Below are 22,551 nucleotides of genomic sequence, written 5' to 3' on the forward strand. Positions count from 1 at the left end.
GCGGGCCCCCCTCTTGACCGGGAACTCTTCGGTAACGTGTTGTTCTACATGGCGCACGGGGGAGCGCATTACGCAACAGAATCCGGTCGGGTGCCCGTTCACGTCAAGGGCAGCTCGAAGATGCGACCCGACAACAGGTCGCGAGGTGGTGAGAGTTGAGCTATGACCCGCAAGCAACCGCAGGTGGGAACGGGCACATCGGGCACGTCGGACGCGCCGGGCGCCCCCGGCACGGACAAGCCGGCCAAGGGCCCGGCAAGCTCGGTCCAGTCGGTGGATCGGGCGGTGAGCGTACTGGAGATCCTCGCCCGGCACGGTGAGGCCGGCGTCACCGAGATCGCCGACGATCTCGGCGTCCACAAGTCCACGGCGTTCCGGCTGCTCGGCGTCCTGGAGAACCGGGGCCTCGTCGGGCAGACCAAGGACCGCGGCAAGTACTTCCTGGCGGCGGGGATGCTGCGGCTCGCCGGGGCCGCGGCGGTCCGCCTGGACATCTCCCAGGAGGGCGCACCGGTCTGCCGTGACCTCGCCGACGAGCTGGGCGAGACCGTGAACATCGCCGTGCTCGACGAGGACATGGCGGTCAACGTGATGCAGGCGCGCGGCGCCGCCGCCGTCACCGCGCAGAACTGGCTCGGCAGGCGCACGCCGTTGCACGCCACATCCAGCGGAAAGGTGCTGTTCGCCCACCTGTCGCCGGTGGTCCGCGAGGGACTCCTCGCCCGCACACTGCCCCGCTTCACCGAGCACACGACCGTTCGCACGGCGGCGTTGCGGACCGAGCTGGAGAAGGTGGCGGAGCAGGGATATGCCATCGCCGTCGAGGAGTTGGAGCTCGGGCTCGCCGCGGTGTCGGCGCCGGTACGCGCGCACGACGGGAAGGTCATCGGGGCGATCAGCGTGTCCGGGCCGGTCTTCCGGATGACCGAGGAACATCTCCCGGAGCTGGCCAAGTCCACCGTGGCGGCGGCCGTCGACCTCTCCCAGCGCATGGGGCACGGCTTCTGAGGAGGCCCGCCCGGACCGGGCGGCGCACTGAACGCGGAGCAGGGGAAACCTGCTCCGCGTTCTTGTGTGTCGGGAAGGTTTCGAGCGTTCCGGCCTTTTTGCAGTCGGTTAACTCCCGCCCCTTGACGGCGTCTTGGTGTCCTTCCCAGTATGACTCCGGTCGTCTCTCATCACGCAATGCATCCTGCGATACGCAACAAGCGGTCGTGCGGCGTTCATTGCCAGTCAGCGCAGAGGAGTTGGGTCGTGCCACAAGAAGTCCGCGCCGTCGTCGCCCTGAAGAAGGGTGCCCCCGTCGAGGTGCAGACGATCGTCGTGCCCGATCCCGGGCACGGCGAAGTCCTGGTCAGGGTTCAGGCATGCGGGGTCTGCCACACGGATCTGCACTACCGCGAAGGCGCCGTCGGCGACGAGTTCCCGTTCCTTCTCGGCCATGAGGCCGCGGGCACGGTGGAGGCCGTCGGCGACGGTGTCACCGACCTCGTACCCGGCGATTACGTGGTGCTCGCCTGGCGCGCCCCCTGCGGCGCCTGCCGTTCCTGCCGCCGCGGCCGCCCCTGGTACTGCTTCGACTCGCGCAACGCCGCACAGCCCATGACCCTGCTCGACGGCACCCCGCTGAGCGCCGCCCTCGGCATCGGGGCGTTCGCGGAGAAGACACTGGTCGCGGCCGGACAGGCGGTGAAGGTCGACCCGACCGCCCGCCCCGAGGCGGCGGGCCTGATCGGCTGCGGCGTGATGGCCGGGTACGGCGCGGTCGTGAACACCGGCAACGTCCAGCGTGGTGACACCGTGGCCGTCATCGGCTGCGGCGGCGTCGGCAACGCGGCCATCGCGGGCGCCTGCCTGAACGGCGCGCGCAAGGTCATCGCCGTCGACATCGACGACAAGAAGCTCACGCAGGCCGAGCGGTTCGGCGCCACACACACCGTCAACTCCTCCGGTATGGACCCGATCGAGGCGGTGCGGGCGCTGACGGACGGCTTCGGCGTGGACATCGCGGTCGACGCGGTGGGCCGCCCGGAGACGTACAAGCAGGCGTTCTACATGCGCGACCACGCGGGTGTGCTGGTCCAGGTCGGTGTGCCCGACCCCGAGATGAGCGTCGACATCCCGCTGATCGACCTGTTCTCGCGCGGCGGCGCCCTCAAGTCGTCCTGGTACGGGGACTGTCTGCCCAGCCGGGACTTCCCGGTCCTGATCGACCAGCACCTGTACGGGCTGCTCGACCTGAACGGATTCGTCACCGAGACGGTCTCCCTCGACGGGGTCGAGGAGGCCTTCGCCAAGATGCGCTCCGGTGACGTGCTGCGCTCGGTGGTGGTGCTGTGACCCCCACCGCCACGCCGTCCGCCCGCGCCCAACGCGTCGTCACCTCGGGCACGTTCAGCCTCGACGGCGACACCTTCGACGTCGACAACAACGTATGGCTGATCGGGGACGACGAGGAGGTGCTCGTCGTCGACCCCGCCCACGACGCCGCCGCCGTCGCCCGGGCGGTCGCCGGGCGCCGGGTCACCGCGATCGTGTGCACGCACGGCCACGACGACCACATCGGCGCCGCCGCCGAGCTGTCCGCCGCCGTGGGTTCGCCGCCCGTCCTGCTGCACCCGGCGGATCTGGAGCTGTGGCAGACGGTGTACCCGCGCCGCAAGCCGGACGGCGAGCTCGCCGACGGCCGCCGCCTCACGGTCGCCGGCATCGAGCTGAGGGTCCTGCACACCCCCGGCCACACCTGGGGCAGTTGCAGCCTCCACGCCCCGTCCCTCGCCGCGGTGTTCACCGGCGACACCCTCTTCCACGGCGGCCCCGGCGCGACCGGCCGCTCGTACTCCGACGCACCGACGATCGCGGCGTCGATCCGCGACCGGCTGCTCACCCTGCCGGACCGCACGGTGGTGCACACCGGCCACGGCCCGGACACCACCGTCGACGCCGAGCGCGCGAACGTCCCCGCGTCCTGAGCCGCTCCACACCTCCAGGCACACCCATCTCCCCGCCACGTCCCAGGAGGGGCATGTCCGCCGTACCCGAAACCGTCCCGAAAGCCTCCCGCGACGAAGACCCCGGAGCCATCCGCACCGCCACCATCCACCACTGCCCGATCGAGCAATTGGGGGCCGAGAGTGTCTGATCTCTTCATCGGAGGCACCTGGACGACGCCGCGGGACGAACGCACCCGCGAGATCCGCTGCCCCGCCGACGGCTCGCTGGTCGCGGTCGTCGACGAGGCCGGCGGCAAGGACACCACCGAGGCCATCACCGCCGCCCGGCACGCCTTCGACGCGGGTCCGTGGCCGCACACCACCGGCGCCGAACGCGGCGATCTGCTGCTGCGCGTCGCCGACCTGCTCGCCCGTGACAAGGACGAGCTGGCCCGCGCGGAGTCCCTCGACACCGGCAAACGCCTTGTGGAGAGCGGCTACGACATCGACGACGTCATCGCCTGCTTCCGCTACTACGGGCGGCTCGCGGCCGTCGATGCGGGCCGGGTGGTGGAGAACGGGGTGCCGGGCTCGGAGAGCCGCGTCGTGCACGAGCCGGTCGGCGTCTGCGCCCTGATCACTCCGTGGAACTACCCGCTGTTGCAGACGAGTTGGAAGGTGGCGCCCGCCCTGGCCGCCGGAAACACCTTCGTCCTCAAGCCCAGCGAGCTGACCCCGCACACGGCGCTGCACCTGGTCCGGCTGCTCGCCGAGGCGGGCGTTCCGGACGGCGTCGCCAATCTCGTCCTGGGCGCGGGCCCGGAGGCCGGGGCCCCGCTCGCCGACCACCCGGACGTGGACCTGGTGTCGTTCACCGGCGGCCTGGCGACCGGTCGGCGGCTGATGGCGGCGGCCGCGGGCACGGTGAAGAAGGTCGCGCTCGAACTCGGGGGCAAGAACCCCAACATCGTGTTCGCGGACGCGGACTTCGAGGCCGCCGTCGACATGGCGCTCACGGCCGTGTTCGTGCACTCGGGCCAGGTGTGCTCGGCCGGCACCCGGCTCCTGGTGGAGGATTCCCTGCACGACCGGTTCGTCGACGAGGTGGTGCGGCGGGCCCGGGAGATCCGGCTCGGCGGCCCGTTCGACGAGCAGGCGCAGACCGGCCCGCTGATCTCGGCGGCGCACCGCGAGAAGGTCGAGGCGTACGTGGCTCGCGGCATCGACGAGGGCGCGGTGCTGCGCTGCGGCGGCGGGCGCCCGGCAGGACCCCCGTACGACGACGGCTTCTACTATCTGCCGACCGTGCTCGACGAGTGTTCGAGCGGGATGTCGGTCGTCCAGGACGAGTCGTTCGGCCCGGTCCTCACCGTCGAGCGGTTCCGCGACGAGGAGCAGGCCGTGCGCCTCGCCAACGACTCGGTCTACGGCCTCGCGGGCGCCGTGTGGACGAGCGACGGAGCCAAGGCGGAGCGGGTCGCGGCCGGTCTGCGGCTCGGCACGGTGTGGATCAACGACTTCCACCCGTACGTCCCGCAGGCCGAGTGGGGTGGCTACAAACAGTCCGGGTTCGGGCGCGAGCTGGGGCCCGCGGGGCTCGCCGAGTACCGCGAGACCAAACACATCTGGCGCACCGCCGCGCCCACCGTCCAGGGCTGGTTCGCATGACGCGGGCGCCACAGAAGGGCAGCGACGACGCCGGGCTCGCCGAGTTCGGCTACCGGCCCGAACTCAAGCGCACCCTCGGCACGTTCCACACCTTCGCCGCGGGCATCAGCTACATCTCCATCCTGACCGGCACCTTCCAGTTGTTCTACTTCGGCTTCGCGCACGGCGGCCCGGCCTACTGGTGGTCCTGGCCGATGGTGTTCGCCGGACAGTTCACGGTGGCACTGTGCTTCGCCGAACTGGCCGCGCGCTATCCGGTGGCGGGCTCGATCTACAACTGGGCGAAGAAGGTGGGCAACGGGCACGTCGGCTGGCTCGCCGGCTGGATGATGCTGGTCGCCTCGGTGGTGTCGATCGCGGCGGTGTCCCTCGCCTACCAGCTGACGCTGCCGCAGATCTCGTCGGTGTTCCAGTTCGTCGGCGACGGCACGGGGACGTACGACGTCGCGACGAACGCGGTCGTTCTCGCCGCGGTCCTGATCCTGTTCACCACGCTCGTGAACGCCTTTGGTGTGAAGCTGATGGCGACCATCAACACGGCGGGCGTGTTCCTGGAACTGGTCGCGACGGTCGTCCTCATCGTGCTGTTCGCGGTGCACGTCGTGCGCGGTCCGCAGGTCGTGACGCACACCGCGCACGCCGGGGGCGGCGGCTCGTTCGGCTACCTGGGGACATTCCTGGTGGCCTCGCTGGCCTCCGCGTACGTCATGTACGGCTTCGACACGGCGGCCTCGCTGGGCGAGGAGTCCCTCGACCCGTCCCGCAACGCGCCGCGTGCCATCATCCGGGCCATCCTGGCCTCGTTCGTCCTGGGCGGGCTCATCCTGCTGCTCGCCCTGATGAGTGTCTCGTCGCTGCGCGGCGGCGAGCTCTCCACGGACGGACTTCAGTACATCGTCCTGGACGTGCTCGGCCCGACGGCCGGGAAGGCCATGCTGTGGTGTGTGCTCATCGCGGTGACGGTGTGCGCGCTCGCGGTGCACACGGCGGCGATCCGGCTCGCGTTCGCGATGTCCCGCGACAACAACCTGCCGGCCGCCTCACTGCTCGCCCGGGTGAGCCCGCGCTTCAAGACGCCCGTGGCACCGGCCGTCATCATCGGTGTGCTCGCGCTCGCGATCCTGCTGGTGAACATCCGCCAGCCGCAGATCTTCACGGTGGTCACCAGCATCGGCATCGTCATGATCTACCTCGCGTATCTGCTGGTCACCGTCCCCATGCTGGTGGCACGGCTGCGCGGCACGTGGCAGCCGGCGGGCGAGGGCAGGTTCTCGCTGGGCCGCTGGGGACTGCCCGTCAACATCGTCGCCGTCTTGTGGGGCGCGGCGATGACCCTCAATCTCATCTGGCCGCGCGCCGCCGTCTACAACGCCGTCGCCCCGCACCACTGGTACCTGCGCTGGGGCGCCGTGCTGTTCATCGGCGTCATCGCGGGCGGCGGCTTCGCCTACTACTGGTTCGTCCAGCGCCACCGCACCGGCGTCCTGTCCGAACACGCCGCCCAACGGCCCGAACCGTCCGCAGCACCCCTGGAGGTCAACCGCACATGAGCACTGACGTCTTCGATTACGTGGTGGTCGGCGGCGGCACCGCCGGCAATGTGGTCGCGGCCCGCCTGTCCGAGGACCCCTCGGTGTCGGTCTGTGTCCTGGAGGCCGGGCCGAGCGACGTCGGCGACCCGAACGTGCTCCAACTCGACCGCTGGATGGGCCTGTTGGAGTCCGGCTACGACTGGGACTATCCGGTCGAGCCGCAGTCCAGCGGCAACAGTTTCATGCGGCACGCCCGCGCCAAGGTGCTCGGCGGCTGCTCCTCGCACAACTCGTGCATCGCGTTCTGGGCGCCGGCCGAGGACCTGGACGACTGGGCGGAGGCCGGCTGCACGGGCTGGAGCGCGGAGGAACTCTTCCCGCTGTACCGCACGTTGGAGAACAACGACGCGCCCGGCGACCACCACGGCCGCAGCGGTCCGGTGAAGCTGCGCACGGTCAAGGGCGACGACCCGTGCGGCACGGCGCTGCTCGAGGCGTGTGCGCAGGCCGGGATCCCGACGACGCCGTTCAACACGGGCAGCACCGTGATCCGCGGCGCGAACTGGTTCCAGATCAACTCCGACGAGAACAACATCCGCCAGTCGTCCTCGGTGGCCTACCTCCACCCGATCCTCGGCAAGCGCCCGAACCTGACCGTACGCACCGACGTACGCGCCAAGAAGCTGCTGTTCGAGCGGAACCGCTGCGTCGGCGCCGAGTACCTCGACCCGGACATGATCCACACCAGGTCGGTCCGCGCCCGCCGCGAGGTGATCGTCTCCTGCGGCTCGATCGACACACCGAAACTGCTGATGCTCTCGGGCATCGGTCCTGGCGCGCACCTGCGGGAGTTCGGGATCGACGTGCTGGTGGACGCGCCGGGCGTCGGCGAGAACCTCCAGGACCACCCGGAGGGCGTGATCATGTGGGAGGCGAAGCAGCCGATGCCCACCACGTCGAACCAGTGGTGGGAGGCGGGCATCTTCTACGACACCGAGCCCGGCCTCGACCGGCCGGACCTGATGTTCCACTACGGTTCGGTGCCGTTCGACATGAACACCGCCCGGCACGGCTATCCGACCACCGAGAACGCCTTCTGCCTCACCCCCAACGTGACCCGCGCCAAGTCGCGCGGCACGGTCCGTCTGCGCACCCGCGACTTCCGCGACAAGCCGCGCGTGGACCCGCGCTACTTCACCCACGAGCACGACGCGCGCGTGATGACGTACGGCCTCAAGCTGGCCCGCGAGATCGCGGCTCAGCCCGCGCTGAGCGGCTGGAAGGGCGCGGAACTGGCACCGGGCCCCGAGGTCCGCACCGACGACGAACTGCTCGCCTACATCCACCAGACGCACAACACCGTCTACCACCCCGCGTGCACGGTGAAGATGGGCGCGGACGACGACCCCCTCGCCCCGCTCGACGCCCAGCTGCGCGTCAAGGGCGTCGAGGGCCTGCGGGTCGCCGACGGTTCGGCCATGCCTGACCTCGTCACCGTCAATCCGTGCATCACGACGATGATGATCGGCGAGAAGTGCGCACGGTTGCTGCGCACTTCGATGCGCTGAGGTGCCTCCCGGACCGTCGGCCGCCCCGGTTCCACCGCCTGGTGCCGGGGCGGCCGTCGGTGCTCGGCGGGCGTCACGACGAGGCCGGCCGGGCGCCCACGAGTTCGGGGTGTTCGTGTTCGCAGGCCTCGTCGATGCCGTAGGTGTCCCATGCGGGGAACGGGTCGACGGCCGGCAGGGGCTCGCCGTCCGCCATGAGGCAGGCGGTGAGCGCGGCGTGCAGGGCGGGCGCGTCGAGGTGGGTGCCGATGAAGACGAGTTCCTGGCCCTCGGGGCTCTCCGTGTCGCGGGCCGCCGAGGGTTCGAAGCGGGCGACGGATCCCGCCTGTGACCACAGTCCCGTGACATGGGGGCGGCTCGCCAGGGCGAAGAAGCCCTTCGAGCGCAGGATCCGGCCGTAGGCGCCGCTGTCCAGTTCCTCCGTCACGAAGTGCCACAACCGGTCGGGGTGGAAGGGGAGTCGAGCACGGAAGACCGTGGAGGAGATGCCGTACTCCTCGGTCTCGGGGACGTGGTCGCCGTTGAGTTCGCGGACCCAGCCGGGGGCCTGTTGGGCACGGTCGAGGTCGAAGAGTTCCGTGCCCAGGACGGCGCTCGCGGGTACGCGGCCGTGCACCGCCGGGACGATCCGGGCCACGGGGTTGAGACGGGTCAGCACCGCCCGGAGTCGGTCGGCCGCCGCCCCGTCGACGAGGTCGAGCTTGTTGACCACGATGACGTCGGCGAACTCGATCTGGTCCATCAGCAGGTCGCTGACGGTGCGCTCGTCGTCCTCGTACTGGTCGAGGCCCCGTTCGACCAGTTCGTCGCCGCTGTCCAGTTCGGTCAGGAAGTTCGCCGCGTCGACGACCGTGACCATGGTGTCCAGACGGGCGACGTCCCCGAGGGTGGCGCCGTCGTCGCGGGCGAACGCGAAGGTGGCGGCCACCGGCATCGGTTCGGAGATTCCCGAGGACTCGATGAGGAGATGGTCGAAGCGGCCCTCCCGGGCCAGCCGGTCGACCTCCTCGAGCAGGTCGTCGCGCAGGGTGCAGCAGATGCAGCCGTTGGTCAGCTCGACGAGGCGTTCCTCGGTGCGGGACAGCGCCGCCTCGCCGCCCCGCACCAGAGCGGCGTCGATGTTGACCTCGCTCATGTCGTTGACGATGACGGCGACCCGCAGCCCTTCGCGGTTGCCGAGCACATGGTTGAGCAGGGTGGTCTTGCCGGCTCCGAGGAAGCCGGACAGGACGGTGACGGGGAGTCGTTCGGCGGCCATGTCGCCTCAGCCCTCGGGGCGCAGCAGACCGCGCTCGTACGCCTTCACCAGCCGCTGCGGGACCAGCCGGGAGACGCCGTCGACCGTGACCGGGACGAGCCGGGGCGTGGCCGCCTTCCACTGGGCGCGGCGGTGTCGGGTGTTGCTGCGGGACATCTTCCGCTTGGGAACGGCCATCGGTTCCTCCATGGAGTCGCTGGTGGGGGTGGGACGGGGACAGCAGGACAGGACGCTACATGAAAATGACTTCCATTCTCAATCCCGATCGTCCCGCCGTGCGGGCCCGGGGCCCCGGGGAACGGAGCGAATTGCGCTAAGGGAGCATCAAGCCGCTGGTCGCACGCCATACTTGAGGGCACGGGGGCGGAAGGGCTCCTGGTTGATTCAACGCAGAGAGGCGGCGTCCGGTGAGCAGCGTCACGACGGGACTCCAGAAGATCGAGGTAAGGCTGCGCTGGGATCCCAGTCCCGTGGGCGAGTCACCACGCCATCTCGACATCGTCGCCGCGACCTACTCCGAGGACGATCCCTACGGGGATCCCGCGTACGTCGTCCACTACGACAGCCGCTCCCCCGACGGCACCATCAACATGACCCGGCACAGCGAGACCGGGATGGGTTTCGGCTTCGTCGAGGTCATGGCGCTCGAACTCGACCGCCTGGCGCCCTCGTACAGCCGGGTGGTGGTCGGAGTGGTGATCCATCAGGACGCCGACCCGCGCACGTTCTCCGACATCGAGAACGCCGGCGTCCTGGTCGTGGAGAAGTACACGGACCTGCTGGAGACGGACTTCACGCCGGTGGCCGGTTCCACCGCGGCGACCATCGTGGAGTTCCGGCGGAACGACTCGGAGGCCTGGAAGCTCCACGAGCTGATCCAGGGCTTCGACTGCGACGCGACGGACTTCCCGGCCGAAATGGGCAGCGCCCGGTCCGAATGACCTGTTTCGGGCGCGCTCGTGGGCCCGAACACCGGACTTGGCCATTGGTTTACTGTCCGGACATCCCTGCGCCCTTCCCAGTGGACCAGACCTCTTGAAACACTTTGGCGACTTCTGTTCGCTTCTCCCCCACGAGGCCTTCCACCCATGGCAGAACTGAATCGACGGCGCTTCCTTCAGATCGCCGGCGCGGCCGCCGGCACCGCTGGAGCCGCCACCGGTATCGCCGCCCTGACCGATTCCATCGACCGCGCCGCCGCGATCCCCGCGGCCCGCAGGTCCGGCACCCTGGACGACGTCGAGCACGTCGTCGTCCTGATGCAGGAGAACCGGTCCTTCGACCACTACTTCGGCGCGATGAAGGGCGTCCGCGGTTTCGGCGATCCCCGTCCTGTCACGCTGCCCAGCGGCAAGCCGGTCTGGCACCAGGCGGACGGCACGGGCAAGGAGACGCTGCCATACCACCCGGACGCCGAGAACCTCGGCATGCAGTTCATCGCGGGCCTCAACCACGACTGGGCCGGCGGCCACAAGGCCTTCAACGACGGCAAGTACGACGACTGGATCGCCGCCAAGACCACGGGGACGATGGCGTATCTGACCCGCCAGGACATCCCGTTCCACTACGCGCTCGCCGACAGGTTCACGGTCTGCGACGCGTACCACTGCTCGATCATCGGGGCCACCGACCCCAACCGCTACTACATGCTCTCCGGCCACGTCGGCAACGACGGCAAGGACGGCGGCCCGGTGCTCGGCAACGAGGAGGCGGGCTACGACTGGACCACCTACGCCGAACGCCTGGAGGAGGCCGGGGTCTCCTGGAAGGTCTACCAGGACATCGGCGACGGCCTGGACGCGGACGGCGGCTGGGGCTGGATCGACGACGCCTACCGCGGCAACTACGGCGACAACTCGCTGCTCTTCTTCAACCAGTACCGCAACGCCAAGCCCGGCGATCCGCTCTACGACAAGGCCCGCACCGGCACCAACGCCAAGGCGGGCGACGGCTACTTCGACATCCTCAGAGCCGACGTCAAGGCGGACAAGCTGCCGAAGGTGTCGTACGTCGCCGCCCCGGAGGCCTTCTCCGAGCACCCCAACTTCCCCACGAACTACGGTGCTTGGTACATCTCGCAGGTCCTGGACGCGCTGACCTCGAACCCCGAGGTCTGGTCCAAGACGGCGCTGTTCATCACGTACGACGAGAACGACGGCTACTTCGACCACGTGGTGCCGCCCTACCCGCCCCGCTCCGCGGACGACGGCCGCTCCACCGTGGACACCACGCTCGACGTCTTCGAGGGCAGTGCCAAGTACGCGGCGGGCGTCTACGGCCTCGGCCAGCGCGTCCCGATGCTCGTGGTCTCCCCCTGGTCCACCGGCGGCTACGTGTGCTCCGAGACCTTCGACCACACCTCGATCATCCGCTTCATGGAGCGCCGCTTCGGGGTGCACGAGCCGCACATCTCCCCCTGGCGCCGCGCCATCTGCGGCGACCTCACCTCGGCCTTCGACTTCTCCCTCAAGGACACCGACCCGGCCGAACTCCCCGACACCGACGCCTATGAGCCGCCGGACCACGAGCGCCACGACAGCTACGTGCCCAAGCCGCCGGCCCAGGGCACGCTTCCCACGCAGGAGAAGGGCAGCCGCCCCTCCCGCCCGCTGCGCTACGCCCCCGCGGTGGACGGCTCCGTGGACCCGGCGAGCGGCCGCTACCAGCTCACCTTCACCGGCGGCCCCGACACCGGCGCCCAGTTCTACGTGTCCGCTCCGGTGCGCACCGACGGACCGTGGACGTACACCACGGAGGCCGGCAAGAGCGTCTCCGACAGCTGGAACACGGAGTACTCCAAGGGGACGTACGACCTCACGGTGCACGGACCGAACGGGTTCCTGCGCGCCTTCCGCGGCCCCGGCGCCACCAAGTCCCCCGAGGTCACCGCCCGGCATTCCGCCGACTCCGGCAACCTGGCGCTGACGATGACCAACCCGACGGACGCGGCCGTCCACCTCGGCGTCAGCAACGCCTACGGCGAGGGAAGCGAGACCTTCACCGTCAAGCCGGGCGCCACGGTGCAGCACACCGTTGACCTGCGCGCGAGCAAGCGCTGGTACGACGTGTCGGTGGTGTCGGACGCCGACGAAACCTTCCTGCGCCGTTTCGCGGGCCATGTGGAGAACGGCCAGGCGGGCGTGAGCGACCCGGCGATCCGGACCTGAGACACCCCCCGGTGGGGCGGGCGCGGCCGAGCTGCCCGCCCCCCGTGCGGTTCAGTCCTGGTCGACGTGCTCGTTCAGGACCTTGCCGTTGGCAGCGTCGATGTCGAACGACGTCTTGTCCCAGGTGGCAGGCGTGACCACGTCGACCGACCAGGTCGTGGACCCGCCGTCGGAGTCGTCGAGGGCCACGGACGTGACCTTGCCCTTCTTGCGCTCCGTGGCGGTGCCGACGGCCTTCGTCGCGCCGACCTTGGCCGCGGCGAGCTTGTCGGCGTTCTCCTTCTTGTCGTCCGCGTCCTGGTCCTTGTCCGTCGTGGAGCCACTCACCTTGCCGGTGACGGCGTCGATCCGTACGTCGGTGCCCGTGCCGTCCGACGCGACGACCTCGGCGTCCCACTCCGGGTTGCCCTGCTTGTCGTCGCCGAGCTCGATCTCCAGGAGCTCGCTGCCGGAGACCTCCTTCTGCGCCGTGCGGGCCGCCTTGTCCCAGTCGACCTTCGTCGCGGAGAGCAGCTTCTTTCGCTCGCTCTGGTCCTCGTTCAGCCGGCCGGACGGGCTCGGGTCACCGGACTCGGCCTTCGGGGCGGCGCTCTCGCTTTCCTTGCCGCCCGAGGAGGTGTCGCCCCCGTCGTCCGACGAGCAGGCGGCCAGCAGGGCGAACGACGCGGCGACGGCGCACACGACGCCGACGGTCCGCCGCCGGGTGCGTCGGTCGCTCCGCTTCACGGGTACAGCGCGCATGGGTGGGCCTTTCGAGCAGGAATGGACGCCCGCCGATCGTCGCAGTCCCCCCGGCCCGCGGCATCCCGACATCGGGACGGTTGGCCCGATCGGCCGTCAGCCCTTCTTCAGCTCCTCGGCGAGCATCACGATGATGCCGCTGGGCCCGCGCACGTACGTGAGCTTGTAGATGTCCTCATAGGTGGCCACGCCGCGCAGCGGGTGGCAGCCGTGCCTGGCCGCCGTCTCCAGGGCCTCGTCGATGTCGTCGACCGAGAAGGCGACGCGGTGCATGCCGATCTCGTTGGGGCGGGTCGGCTCCGTCTCGATCGCGTCGGGGTGGATGTACTCGAAGAGCTCGAGGCGGCCGTGCCCGTCCGGCGTCTGGAGCATCGCGATCTTGGCGTGGTTGCCGTCGAGGCCGACGGCGGTGTCGGTCCACTCACCGCGGACGGTGTCCCGGCCGAGGACCGTGAGGCCCAGGTCGGTGAAGAAGGAGATCGCGGCTTCGAGATCGCGGACGGCGATGGCGACGTTCTCAAGTTTGATGGCCATGCGCCGCATGCTACGAGTCGGCCGGCTCCGACGGGCACCCCTCGCCGGCCCGCGTCTCGAGGGCGGCCCGCAGTGCGGCGAGTTCGGCCATGCGGGCATCGACGGCCCGGATCTTCTCCTTGAGCGGCGCCGACAGGGCCTGCGCGATGTCCGGCGCGTCACGCGGTTCCTCGCCGTGCCGGGCGATCTCCGCCAGCGAGAAGCCGGACTCGACCGCCACCGGCAGGGCGGGCCGCGGACGGTCAGCCCGTGACCATGCCCGCGACCAGGTTGATGGCCGTGGCCAGCAGGCTCGTGCCGAAGAGGTACGAGAGGAGGCAGTGCCGCAGCACGACGGAGCGGATCACCGGGCTGGAGACGTTGGTGTCGGACACCTGGTAGGTCATGCCGAGGTTGTAGCTGAAGTAGAAGAAGTCCCGGTACGCCGGAGGCTCCTCGGAGTTGAAGTCGATGCCGCCCGCGGTGTCCTGGTAGTACAGGTAGGCGTAGCGCGCGGCGTACATCAGGTGCAGGGCCGCCCACGCCATGAACACCCCGCCCAGCGCGACAGCCGCCGCGGCGTTGCGGGCGCCGGAGCCGTGCAGGAGCAGCAGCACCACGATGGCTCCGAGGCCGCACAGCGCGGTGCCGACCACCGCGAACTCCTCGGTGACGGGGGCGAAGTCCTCACGGCGTGCCTCGCGGCGGGTGGCGGCGGCGTCCATCGGCCAGAGCACCAGCCAGCCGGTGGTCACGAAGACCAGCTCCGCGGCCGCGATGCCGGTGAGGATGCCCAGGGGCACGCCGACCGCGATGCCCACGGCCACCGCGGCCACGAGCCCGATCCCCACGGAGCAGGCCAGGCGAGGAACGGCTGACGTCGGCAACCAGGCACTCATGGCTCGCACCCTAGACGGATCGGTGTCACCCCGCCCCCGCGCGTCGCCCCGACACGGCCGGGCCGCCGACTTGACGCCCGCGACGCGCCGCGGCTACTTCTGAGGCCCTTGCCCGACCCGACCCACCGTCCCGGACCCACAAGGGGAGCACCACCCATGGCCGATCACGTCGCGGACCCACCCGGCCGGGTGCCGAGCCCGCCCGCCCCGCTGCTCGGTGAGCTGGTGACGTGGGCGCAGCAGCGGCTGCCCGCGCTGATCGACGACGTGTGCGCGGCCACCCGCGAGCGCATCGACCTCTACCGCGACGAAAGCGTCGTCCCCGCGGCGGAGTTGCGCGCCTCCGTGGCGGCCAACCTTCAGTTCATCCTCGACGGTCTCGCCGGGGCCGCGTCCGCGTCCGATCTGTCGGCACCCTCCGAGACGGGCCGGCGCCGCGCGCGCCAGCGGGCGCCGCTGCCCGAGGTGCTGCGCTGTTACCGCATCGCGTGCGCCATGCTCTGGGACCTGTTCGTCGAGCACGCGCGCCGCGTCGCACGCCCCGACTTCCTGGACGCGCTGCTCTCCGCGTCGAGCACCCTGTGGCGGCTCTCCGACGAGCACGCGCTGGCGCTCACGGAGGCGTACCGTTCGGCGACCGCGGAGCTGCTGGTCGCCCAGCAGCGGCGGCGTTCGGCGCTCATGGAGGCGCTGTTCACCGGCCAGTTGGTGCCCGAGTCCGGTTCGTGGGAGGTCGGCAGGCTCCTTGGTCTTCCGCTGGACTCGAAGCTGATGGTGGTGGCCGCGGAGACGGCAGGCCTCGCCGAGGAGAGCCTGGTCGGCGTGGAGCGCATGCTGGGCGGGCTCGGCATCGTGTCGGCCTGGCACCTGACGCCCGCCCTCCAGGCCGGTGTCGTCGCGCTGCGCGACGAGCAGCGCGACGACGTCCTGGGCGTGCTGCGCGCGGCCGCCGCGTCCCGTACCGGTGTCAGCCCCTCGTACGAGTCGCTCGCCGACACACCGCGCATGCTCCATCTCGCCCGGACGGCGCTCGCCGACCTCCCCGTGGGCAGGCCCGCGGTGCGGGAGTTCAGCACCAGCCCGCTCGCCGCGCTGATCGCCTACGACCCGGACGAGGGGCGGCGCCTGGCCAAGGAGGTGCTCGGCCCGGTGCTCGCGCTGCCTGCGGAGGACCGCGTCGCGCTGTTGCGGACGCTGGAGGCGTACGTCGATCACGCCGGGTCGGCCGAGAGCGCGGGCCGGGCGCTGCACTGCCATCCCAACACGATCCGGTACCGGCTGAATCGCGTGCGCGAGCTAACCGGTCGCTCGCTCAGCGATCCGCGGTCGCTGGCCGAGCTGGTCACCGCGACGGACGCGGTCCGGCTGGGCGCCGACGACTGAAGCGGAGGAGTCAGCCCAGGCGGCGCAGGAGCCGGTGGGCGCGCTGTTCGGCGGCGGCGAGTTCGGTGGGGTCGAGTTCGGCGGGCCACAGTTCCCCGGCCGCCGCGTCGTCGGCCTCGCGCAGTTCGACGACGGCCTCGGCGAGGCGCGAGCGCAGTTCCGGCAGCGTGGCCGCGCCCGGGTTGGCGAGGGCCCGCTCGGCGAGTTCGGCGGCGGCGCCGCACGCCGTCAGGGCGCGCTGCACCCGCTCCGCCGCCCGCCCGTGGATGAGGACCAGGGCGCACAGCAGGGCCACGACGATGCCGACCACGCTGCCCAACGCCCGGTCCTGGACGAGGTCTTCGGCCGGTACCGGGGTCGCGAGGTCGCTCATCAGCAGGGCCAGCGGCGTCAGGAACACCACCCCGATGCCGTAGTTGTGGGCCACCCCGTACTCCAGCAGGAACTCCAGGAGCACGATCACGAGGACGAGCGTCAAGGGCCCGGGGTGCAGCGCGAGCACGGCGAGGGCGAGGGCCAGTCCGGCCGCGGTGCCCAGGGTGCGCTGGACGGCGCGCTGCGCGGCGGTGCGCACGTTGATGGAGTGCAGGACGGCGGCCGCGGAGATCGCCGCCCAGTAGCCGTGGCCGAGGCCGAGCAGCAGGGCGACGCCGCCCGCGAGGCCGGTGCCCAGCGTCATGCGCAGGGCGGGCACGAGGAGGACGGCGCGGCGGGTGGCGCGGCCCGCGGTGTCGGCGCGGCGGCCGACGGTCAGGAGGGAGGCGCGCCGTTCCAGTGTCACCGCCGACTCCGCGGGGGCGACCGCTCGGGTGGTGCCGCGCGCGATGCTCCCTGAGGCGGCCCCGGTGGGCGTCCCGGCCCCGGCTCCGGTCTCGATCTCGGCCCCAGTCTCCGCGAGCGCCGCCAGCTCCGGCAGCACCTCCGGCTGCCCGCGGCGGCGGCCCAGGAGGAGGACCGCCTGCCCGCGCAGGTGCACGGAGAGTCCGGCCGGCAGGTCCGGCGGGCGGCTCGCGGAGCGGATCAGCACGGTCCAGGAGACGGCGGCCAGGCGTACGCAGGGCCCACCCGCGCGTCCGCGTTCGGCGGCGGTCGCGGGCGGCAGACCGAGGGCCCGGTGTGCCTCGAGGACGGCAGCGGTCGCCTGGTGGCGCGCGAGCCGGTCCGCCCCACCCGCGCGGCTGGTGGCGTCGAGGAGACCGGCGAGTTCGCGCAGGGCGACCGCCACGGCGAGGCGCTGCGGCCGCTCCGGGTGCACGAGGCGGCCGGCCATCGCCAGCACCCAGGCCACCGCCGCACCGAGCGCCGCGAGCGCGGTGCGCGCCGCGACGTCGGACGGCGCCGGAGCCCCGTAGGCGGACACCGCGAACGAGAACAGCAGCAGGACCGCGCCGAGCCCCCGCAAGCGCGTCGCGTCGCAGCCGAACTTCGCCGCCCCGGCCACCGCCGCCATGGCGGCGACCACCACGGCGGCGCCCGCTCCCCCGTCCTGCGGCCGGGCCCACGTACCGAGCGCGGAACCGGCGCCCACGCTGGCCGTCATGGCGAGCCCGACGAGCGCGAGCACCCTGGCCCTGCGGGCATAGGGAAAATTGCGGCCGAACGTGGTGGTGAACGTGCCGAGCATCGCGTAGACGGATGCTTCGGCCTGTCCGGCGAGCGCCATGGGAACGGCGACCAGGGCCATGGCGAGCGCGGCGCGCAGTCCGAACGAAAGGGTTCCGTCGACGCTGTGCAGCGCGAGGGCGCCGCGCGGGGAGAGCGCCCGCCGGACCCGCTCGGCCACCCGCGGCAGGTGTCTCACTCAACTGTCCAAACGGCCCGGGAATCTTTTCCTCACCGTCCGGGAAAACGTCGAACAAGTCAAACAAAGAACCAATTCGAATCGTCCGTGCGCACCGGAATCCATAACCGTTTGTGCGCCTGGACAAAGCATTTTGTGGCGGCTTCCAGAATCATCGGCGAACGCCCGACCGGTGCACCCGTTCTGCAATGATCAGCTTGCGGGGGACCAAGGGCGGGGGTTGGCTTGGACGAACCCATTGCGCACCTGGAGTCACCATGTCGATGTCGCCGTTCGGGTTCGGTCCCTCGGACCCTTTCAGTGAAATGTTCAACCGGTTCTTCGGTACGTCCCCCGCGAGCTCGCCACCGGCGGTGCAGCGCGTGCCCATCGGCCGGCTGCTCACGGAGTCGTCCCAGGAACTGCTGAACCTTGCCGCGCAGAAGGCGCACGAGGACGGCACCTCCGATCTGGACACCGAACATCTGCTGTGGGCGACGACCAAGGTGCAGCCGTCCCGCCGGGTGCTCGAGCAGGCCGGTGTCGACCCCGACCGGCTGGCGGAGGAGATCGCCAAGGTCCTGCCGCAGGAGGCGGGACAGCCGTCCGCGGAGCCGGGTCTCACCCCCGCGGCCAAGCGTTCGCTGGCCGCCGCGCACGCCCAGTCGCAGGCGGCAGGTGTTTCGTACATCGGGCCCGAGCACATCCTCGGCGCCCTGCTCTCCGACCCGTCGACGGGCGCCGCGCGGCTGCTGAGCGCGGCGGGCCTCGACCCGAACCGGCTCACGAACGCCACGGAGCAGGCGAGCCGGGCGGACACCGGCGGTGGCAGCGGCGGCAGCGGTACGGCAGGGGCGTCCACGACGCTCGACGAGTACGGCCGCGACCTCACCGAGGAGGCCAAGGCCGGCAAGCTCGACCCGGTCGTCGGCCGTGCCGAGGAGATCGAGCAGACCGTGGAGATCCTGTCCCGGCGCTCCAAGAACAACCCGGTGCTGATCGGTGAGCCCGGCGTCGGCAAGACCGCCATCGTCGAGGGCCTCGCGCAGCGCATCGTCGCGGGCGAGGTGCCCGACACGCTCAAGGACAAGCGCGTCGTCGCCCTCGACCTGTCCGGGATGGTGGCGGGCGCGCAGTACCGCGGCCAGTTCGAGGAACGCCTGAAGAAGGTCATCGAGGACGTCCAGAACGCGGGCGGAGACATCATCCTGTTCATCGACGAGCTGCACACCGTCGTGGGCGCGGGCGCCACGGGCGAGGGTTCGATGGACGCGGGCAACATGCTCAAACCGGCCCTGGCGCGCGGGGAGTTGCACGTCGTCGGTGCCACCACCATCGACGAGTACCGCAAGCACATCGAGAAGGACGCCGCCCTTGAGCGCCGCTTCCAGCCCGTCCTGATCCCGGAGCCGACGGTCGAGGAGACCGTGCAGATCCTGGAGGGGCTGCGGGACGCCTACGAGGCGCACCACCAGGTCCGCTTCGCCGACGGCGCGTTGGCCGCCGCGGCGGAGCTGTCCGACCGCTACATCAGCGACCGGTTCCTGCCCGACAAGGCCATCGACCTCATGGACCAGGCGGGCGCCCGGGTGCGGCTGCGTTCCGCGAGCCGCTCCACCGAGGTCGTCGAGCGCGAGGACCGGATCGCGAAGCTGACCCGCGAGAAGGACCAGGCCGTCGCCTCGGAGGACTTCGAGAAGGCCTCCGAGCTGAAGAAGCAGATCGGCGAAGTCGAGGGCGAGGTCGCCGGCATCGAGGAGCGCCGCGAGGGCGTGGTCTCCGTGACGGCCGACGACATCGCCGACATCGTCTCGCGCCGCACCGGCATCCCGGTCGCCCAGCTCACCGCCGGAGAGAAGGAGCGGCTGCTGAGGCTGGAGGAGGAGATGCACGCCCGCATCGTCGGGCAGGACGAGGCGGTCACCGCGGTCTCGCAGGCCGTGCGCCGCAACCGCGCGGGCATGGGCGACCCGAACCGGCCCGTCGGCTCCTTCCTCTTCCTCGGTCCGACGGGCGTCGGGAAGACCGAACTCGCCAAGACGCTCGCGGAGTTGCTGTTCGGCGACGAGAGCCGCATGGTCCGCTTCGACATGAGCGAGTTCCAGGAGAAGCACACCGTCGCGCGTCTGGTCGGCGCTCCGCCCGGATACGTCGGCTACGACGAGGCGGGCCAGCTCACCGAGAAGGTGCGCCGCCAGCCCTACAGCGTCGTCCTGTTCGACGAGGTCGAGAAGGCGCACCCGGACATCTTCAACACGCTGCTTCAGATCCTCGACGACGGCCGGCTCACCGACTCCCAGGGCCGCACCGTCGACTTCCGGCACTGCGTGGTCATCATGACGTCGAACATCGGCGCCCACCGCATCCTCGCCCACCAGGGCGACGCTGCGGAGCTCAAGGACGAGCTGATGGAGGAGCTGCGGGGCCGCTTCCTGCCGGAGTTCCTCAACCGCATCGACGACATCATCGTCTTCCACAGCCTCACCGAGGACGACCTCGGCCGGATCGTCGACCACCTGCTGGACCAGAGCGAGCGCCGTGTGCACGCGCAGGGGCTGAACCTGGAGGTCACCGAGGCGGCCAAGAAGCTGCTGATCGCGCACGGCCACCAGCCGGAGTTCGGCGCGCGCCCGCTGCGCCGCACCATCCAGACCGAGCTCGACAACCGCATCGCGTCGCTGCTGCTGGGCGGCGAGGCCGAACCGGGCGACACGATCGTCGCCGACGTCCAGAACGACACCCTGCACTGCACGATCCGTACGAGCACGAACTCCGCCGACAAGGAATGAGCCCAGTGAACGCCTCCCAGGACGGTCAGGACACACCGGAGTCGCGGGTCGGCCCGGAGCCCGAGGGCCGGCCGGACTTCAGCCAGTACCACCACCCGGCCGCGGGCTGGGGTGCCGCCAAGAGCGTCACCCGGTTCCTGGTGCGCGAGCGCGAACTCCTCGACGGTCCCCGGGCGATCCTGAAGATGAACCACGAGAACGGCGGCTTCGACTGTCCGGGCTGCGCCTGGCCCGACGACCGCAAGGGCCTGCATCTGGACATCTGCGAGAACGGCATCAAGCACGTCTCGTGGGAGATGACGCGCAAGCGGGTCGGCAAGGAGTTCTTCGCCCAGCACTCGGTGAGCGAGCTGTCGCAGTGGAGCGACTTCGCGCTCGAGGACCAGGGCCGGCTGACCGGGCCCATGAGTTACGACCCGGAGAGCGACCACTACGTCCCCATCAGCTGGAAGGACGCCTTCGAGCTGGTGGGCAGCACGCTGCGGGGCCTGGACAACCCGAACCAGGCGTCGTTCTACACGTCCGGGCGGCTCGGCAACGAGGCCACGTTCCTCTACCAGTTGTGGGCGCGCGAGTTCGGCACGAACAACCTGCCGGACTGCTCCAACATGTGTCACGAGGCGAGCGGCCGGGCGCTCCAGGCCTCGCTCGGCACCGGCAAGGGCACCTGCGACCTGGCGGACTGGGAGAGCACGGACGCCCTGTTCATCATGGGCGTCAACGCCGCCTCCAACGCGCCGCGGATGCTGACCGCGCTCGCCGAGGCCTACGCCCGCGGCGCGCAGGTCGTGCACGTCAACCCGCTCGTCGAGGCGGCGGCGACCCGCACGATCATCCCGCACGACTTCAAGGACATGGCGCTCAACAAGGCGACGCGCACCAGCACCCTGAACCTCCAGGTGCGCATCGGCGGCGACATGGCGTTCCTGCGCGGCATCGCCAAGGCGGTCCTCGAGCAGTCGGCGTCCGACCCCAAGGCCCTGGACCGGGAGTTCATCGACCGGCACACCGAGGGCTTCGACGCGTACCGGGAGCTGTGCGAGGCGACGCCCTGGGACGAGATCGAGCGCCAGTCGGGGCTGAGCCGCGAGGACATCCTCAAGGCCGCCCGTGTCTACGGCGACGCGGACCGCAGCATCATCAGCTGGTGCCTGGGCGTGACCCAGCACGAGCACGGCGTCGACACGGTCCGCGAGATCGTCAACGTCCTTCTGCTGCGCGGCAATCTGGGCCGCGAGGGCGCGGGCCCCTCCCCCGTGCGCGGGCACAGCAACGTGCAGGGCAACCGGACCTGCGGCATCGACCACCGCCCCACCGACGCGTTCCTGACGCGGCTCGCGGAGGCCTGCGACATCGACGCGCCGCGTGCGCACGGGCTCGACACGGTCGGCACGATCGAGGCGATGCGGCGCGGCGACGTGAAGGTGTTCGTCGGCATGGGAGGCAACTTCGCGCTCGCGGCCCCCGACACCCCTTATACGTACGAGGCGTTGCGCACCTGTGAGCTGACGGTGCAGGTGAGCACGAAGCTCAACCGCAGCCATCTCGTGCACGGCCGCCGGGCGTTGATCCTGCCGTGCCTGGGCCGCACCGAGAAGGACGAGCAGCGCGGCGGGCTTCAGTCCGCCTCGGTCGAGGACTCGATGAGCATGGTGCACCTGTCCGTCGGCATGAAGCGCCCGGCGTCCAAGCACCTGCTGTCCGAGCCGGCCATCATCTCCGGGATGGCGCGCGCCACGCTGCCCGACAGCAACACCCCCTGGGAGTGGTACGTCGAGGACTACGACCGCGTCCGCGACACCATGGCGCAGGTCATCGACGGCTTCGAGGACTGCAACCGCCGGGTGCGCCTGCCGCTGGGCTTCCGCATCAAGCAGCCCGCCCGCGAACTGGTCTTCCTCACGGACTCCGGCCGCGCCGAGTTCTCCGCGGCGCCGCTGCCCGACGTGATCCCGGAGCCGGGCACCCTGGCGCTCGGCACGATGCGCTCCCACGACCAGTGGAACACCACCATCTACTCCGACAACGACCGCTACCGGGGCATCAAGAACCTGCGCACGCTGGTCTTCCTGAACCAGGACGACATGCGTGAGCGCGGCATCGGCGAGTTCGACCCGGTCGACATCACGAGCACGGCCCGCGACGGAAGCAAGCGCGGCCTCAAGGGCTATCTGGCCATCCCCTACGACATCCCGCGCGGCTGCGCGGCCGGGTACATGCCGGAGATGAACGTGCTGTGCGCGATCGGCGACCACAGCACCCAGAGCGACCAGCCGATCATGAAGCACGTGAAGGTGACGGTCGAACCCTCGGGCTGAGG

At 70.7% G+C, this 22,551-nt stretch carries 17 protein-coding genes and 1 pseudogene; 11 read left to right on the top strand and 7 right to left on the bottom strand.

The window, feature by feature from the left end; all coding sequences use genetic code 11:
- The first annotated feature begins 162 nt into the window (after positions 1-162).
- The 6 genes from ACNYS0_RS04650 (at position 163) to ACNYS0_RS04675 (ending at position 7,701) form a co-directional block, all read left to right on the top strand.
- A complete protein-coding gene (locus ACNYS0_RS04650; RefSeq protein ID WP_422471366.1) occupies positions 163-1,008 on the top strand; it encodes an IclR family transcriptional regulator in 846 nt (281 codons plus the stop codon).
- A gap of 246 nt (positions 1,009-1,254) precedes the next feature.
- Positions 1,255-2,340, top strand: a complete 1,086-nt coding sequence (locus ACNYS0_RS04655; protein ID WP_422471367.1) for an S-(hydroxymethyl)mycothiol dehydrogenase — start codon at positions 1,255-1,257, stop codon at positions 2,338-2,340.
- Positions 2,337-2,972: an MBL fold metallo-hydrolase gene (locus ACNYS0_RS04660; protein ID WP_422471368.1), complete on the top strand. Its 636-nt coding sequence runs from the start codon at positions 2,337-2,339 to the stop codon at positions 2,970-2,972. Before ACNYS0_RS04655 ends, ACNYS0_RS04660 begins: the two co-directional genes overlap by 4 nt.
- Positions 2,973-3,134: 162 nt before the next feature.
- Entirely contained in the window at positions 3,135-4,601 is a 1,467-nt protein-coding gene (locus ACNYS0_RS04665; RefSeq protein WP_422471369.1) for an aldehyde dehydrogenase family protein, read from the top strand.
- On the top strand, positions 4,598-6,151 hold the full coding sequence (locus ACNYS0_RS04670; RefSeq protein WP_422471370.1) for an APC family permease: 1,554 nt from the start codon (positions 4,598-4,600) through the stop codon (positions 6,149-6,151). The genes ACNYS0_RS04665 and ACNYS0_RS04670 overlap by 4 nt, the downstream gene beginning before the upstream one ends.
- A complete protein-coding gene (locus tag ACNYS0_RS04675) occupies positions 6,148-7,701 on the top strand; it encodes a GMC family oxidoreductase (protein ID WP_422471371.1) in 1,554 nt (517 codons plus the stop codon). The genes ACNYS0_RS04670 and ACNYS0_RS04675 overlap by 4 nt, the downstream gene beginning before the upstream one ends.
- 73 nt (positions 7,702-7,774) lie before the next feature.
- Here the strand turns inward: ACNYS0_RS04675 and ACNYS0_RS04680 are convergent, their stop codons facing one another.
- Positions 7,775-8,959 (bottom strand): GTP-binding protein, encoded by a 1,185-nt coding sequence (locus tag ACNYS0_RS04680; RefSeq protein WP_422471372.1) that lies wholly within the window; start codon positions 8,957-8,959, stop codon positions 7,775-7,777.
- Positions 8,960-8,965: 6 nt separating this feature from the next.
- Entirely contained in the window at positions 8,966-9,136 is a 171-nt protein-coding gene (gene rpmF / locus ACNYS0_RS04685) for a 50S ribosomal protein L32 (RefSeq protein WP_422471373.1), read from the bottom strand.
- Between the two features lie 230 nt (positions 9,137-9,366).
- Between rpmF and ACNYS0_RS04690 the strand changes: the two genes are divergently transcribed.
- Positions 9,367-9,900, top strand: coding sequence for a TerD family protein (locus tag ACNYS0_RS04690; protein ID WP_422471374.1), 534 nt, complete (start codon positions 9,367-9,369; stop codon positions 9,898-9,900).
- A gap of 147 nt (positions 9,901-10,047) precedes the next feature.
- Positions 10,048-12,126 (top strand): phosphocholine-specific phospholipase C, encoded by a 2,079-nt coding sequence (locus ACNYS0_RS04695; RefSeq protein WP_422471375.1) that lies wholly within the window; start codon positions 10,048-10,050, stop codon positions 12,124-12,126.
- A gap of 51 nt (positions 12,127-12,177) precedes the next feature.
- On the opposite strand, the gene ACNYS0_RS04700 is transcribed toward ACNYS0_RS04695, so the two are convergent.
- The 4 genes and pseudogenes from ACNYS0_RS04700 to ACNYS0_RS04715 form a co-directional block, all read right to left on the bottom strand.
- Complete coding sequence (locus ACNYS0_RS04700; RefSeq protein WP_422471376.1) at positions 12,178-12,867, bottom strand: PepSY domain-containing protein; 690 nt, start codon at positions 12,865-12,867, stop codon at positions 12,178-12,180.
- Positions 12,868-12,963: 96 nt separating this feature from the next.
- A complete protein-coding gene (locus ACNYS0_RS04705; RefSeq protein WP_422471377.1) occupies positions 12,964-13,401 on the bottom strand; it encodes a VOC family protein in 438 nt (145 codons plus the stop codon).
- 10 nt (positions 13,402-13,411) lie between these two features.
- A pseudogene (locus ACNYS0_RS04710) lies at positions 13,412-13,606 on the bottom strand (MerR family DNA-binding protein); the annotation flags it as partial.
- 37 nt (positions 13,607-13,643) lie between these two features.
- Positions 13,644-14,279 (bottom strand): DUF1345 domain-containing protein, encoded by a 636-nt coding sequence (locus ACNYS0_RS04715; protein ID WP_422471378.1) that lies wholly within the window; start codon positions 14,277-14,279, stop codon positions 13,644-13,646.
- 156 nt (positions 14,280-14,435) lie between these two features.
- Here ACNYS0_RS04715 and ACNYS0_RS04720 point away from each other — a divergent pair, with 156 nt between their 5' ends.
- A complete protein-coding gene (locus ACNYS0_RS04720; protein ID WP_422471379.1) occupies positions 14,436-15,662 on the top strand; it encodes a PucR family transcriptional regulator in 1,227 nt (408 codons plus the stop codon).
- A 10-nt stretch (positions 15,663-15,672) separates the two neighbouring features.
- Here the strand turns inward: ACNYS0_RS04720 and ACNYS0_RS04725 are convergent, their stop codons facing one another.
- On the bottom strand, positions 15,673-17,346 hold the full coding sequence (locus ACNYS0_RS04725; protein WP_422482453.1) for an FUSC family protein: 1,674 nt from the start codon (positions 17,344-17,346) through the stop codon (positions 15,673-15,675).
- A gap of 374 nt (positions 17,347-17,720) precedes the next feature.
- On the opposite strand from ACNYS0_RS04725, the gene ACNYS0_RS04730 reads away from it, so the two are divergent.
- The gene (locus ACNYS0_RS04730; protein ID WP_422471380.1) at positions 17,721-20,231 is read left to right on the top strand and encodes an ATP-dependent Clp protease ATP-binding subunit; all 2,511 of its coding nucleotides are present in this window, start codon (positions 17,721-17,723) and stop codon (positions 20,229-20,231) included.
- Positions 20,228-22,549, top strand: a complete 2,322-nt coding sequence (locus ACNYS0_RS04735) for an FdhF/YdeP family oxidoreductase (RefSeq protein WP_422471381.1) — start codon at positions 20,228-20,230, stop codon at positions 22,547-22,549. The genes ACNYS0_RS04730 and ACNYS0_RS04735 overlap by 4 nt, the downstream gene beginning before the upstream one ends.
- The last annotated feature ends 2 nt before the right edge of the window (positions 22,550-22,551 follow it).

It is taken from the genome of Streptomyces anthophorae (assembly GCF_049310305.1).
In the GTDB taxonomy this organism is placed as follows: Bacteria; Actinomycetota; Actinomycetes; order Streptomycetales; family Streptomycetaceae; genus Streptomyces.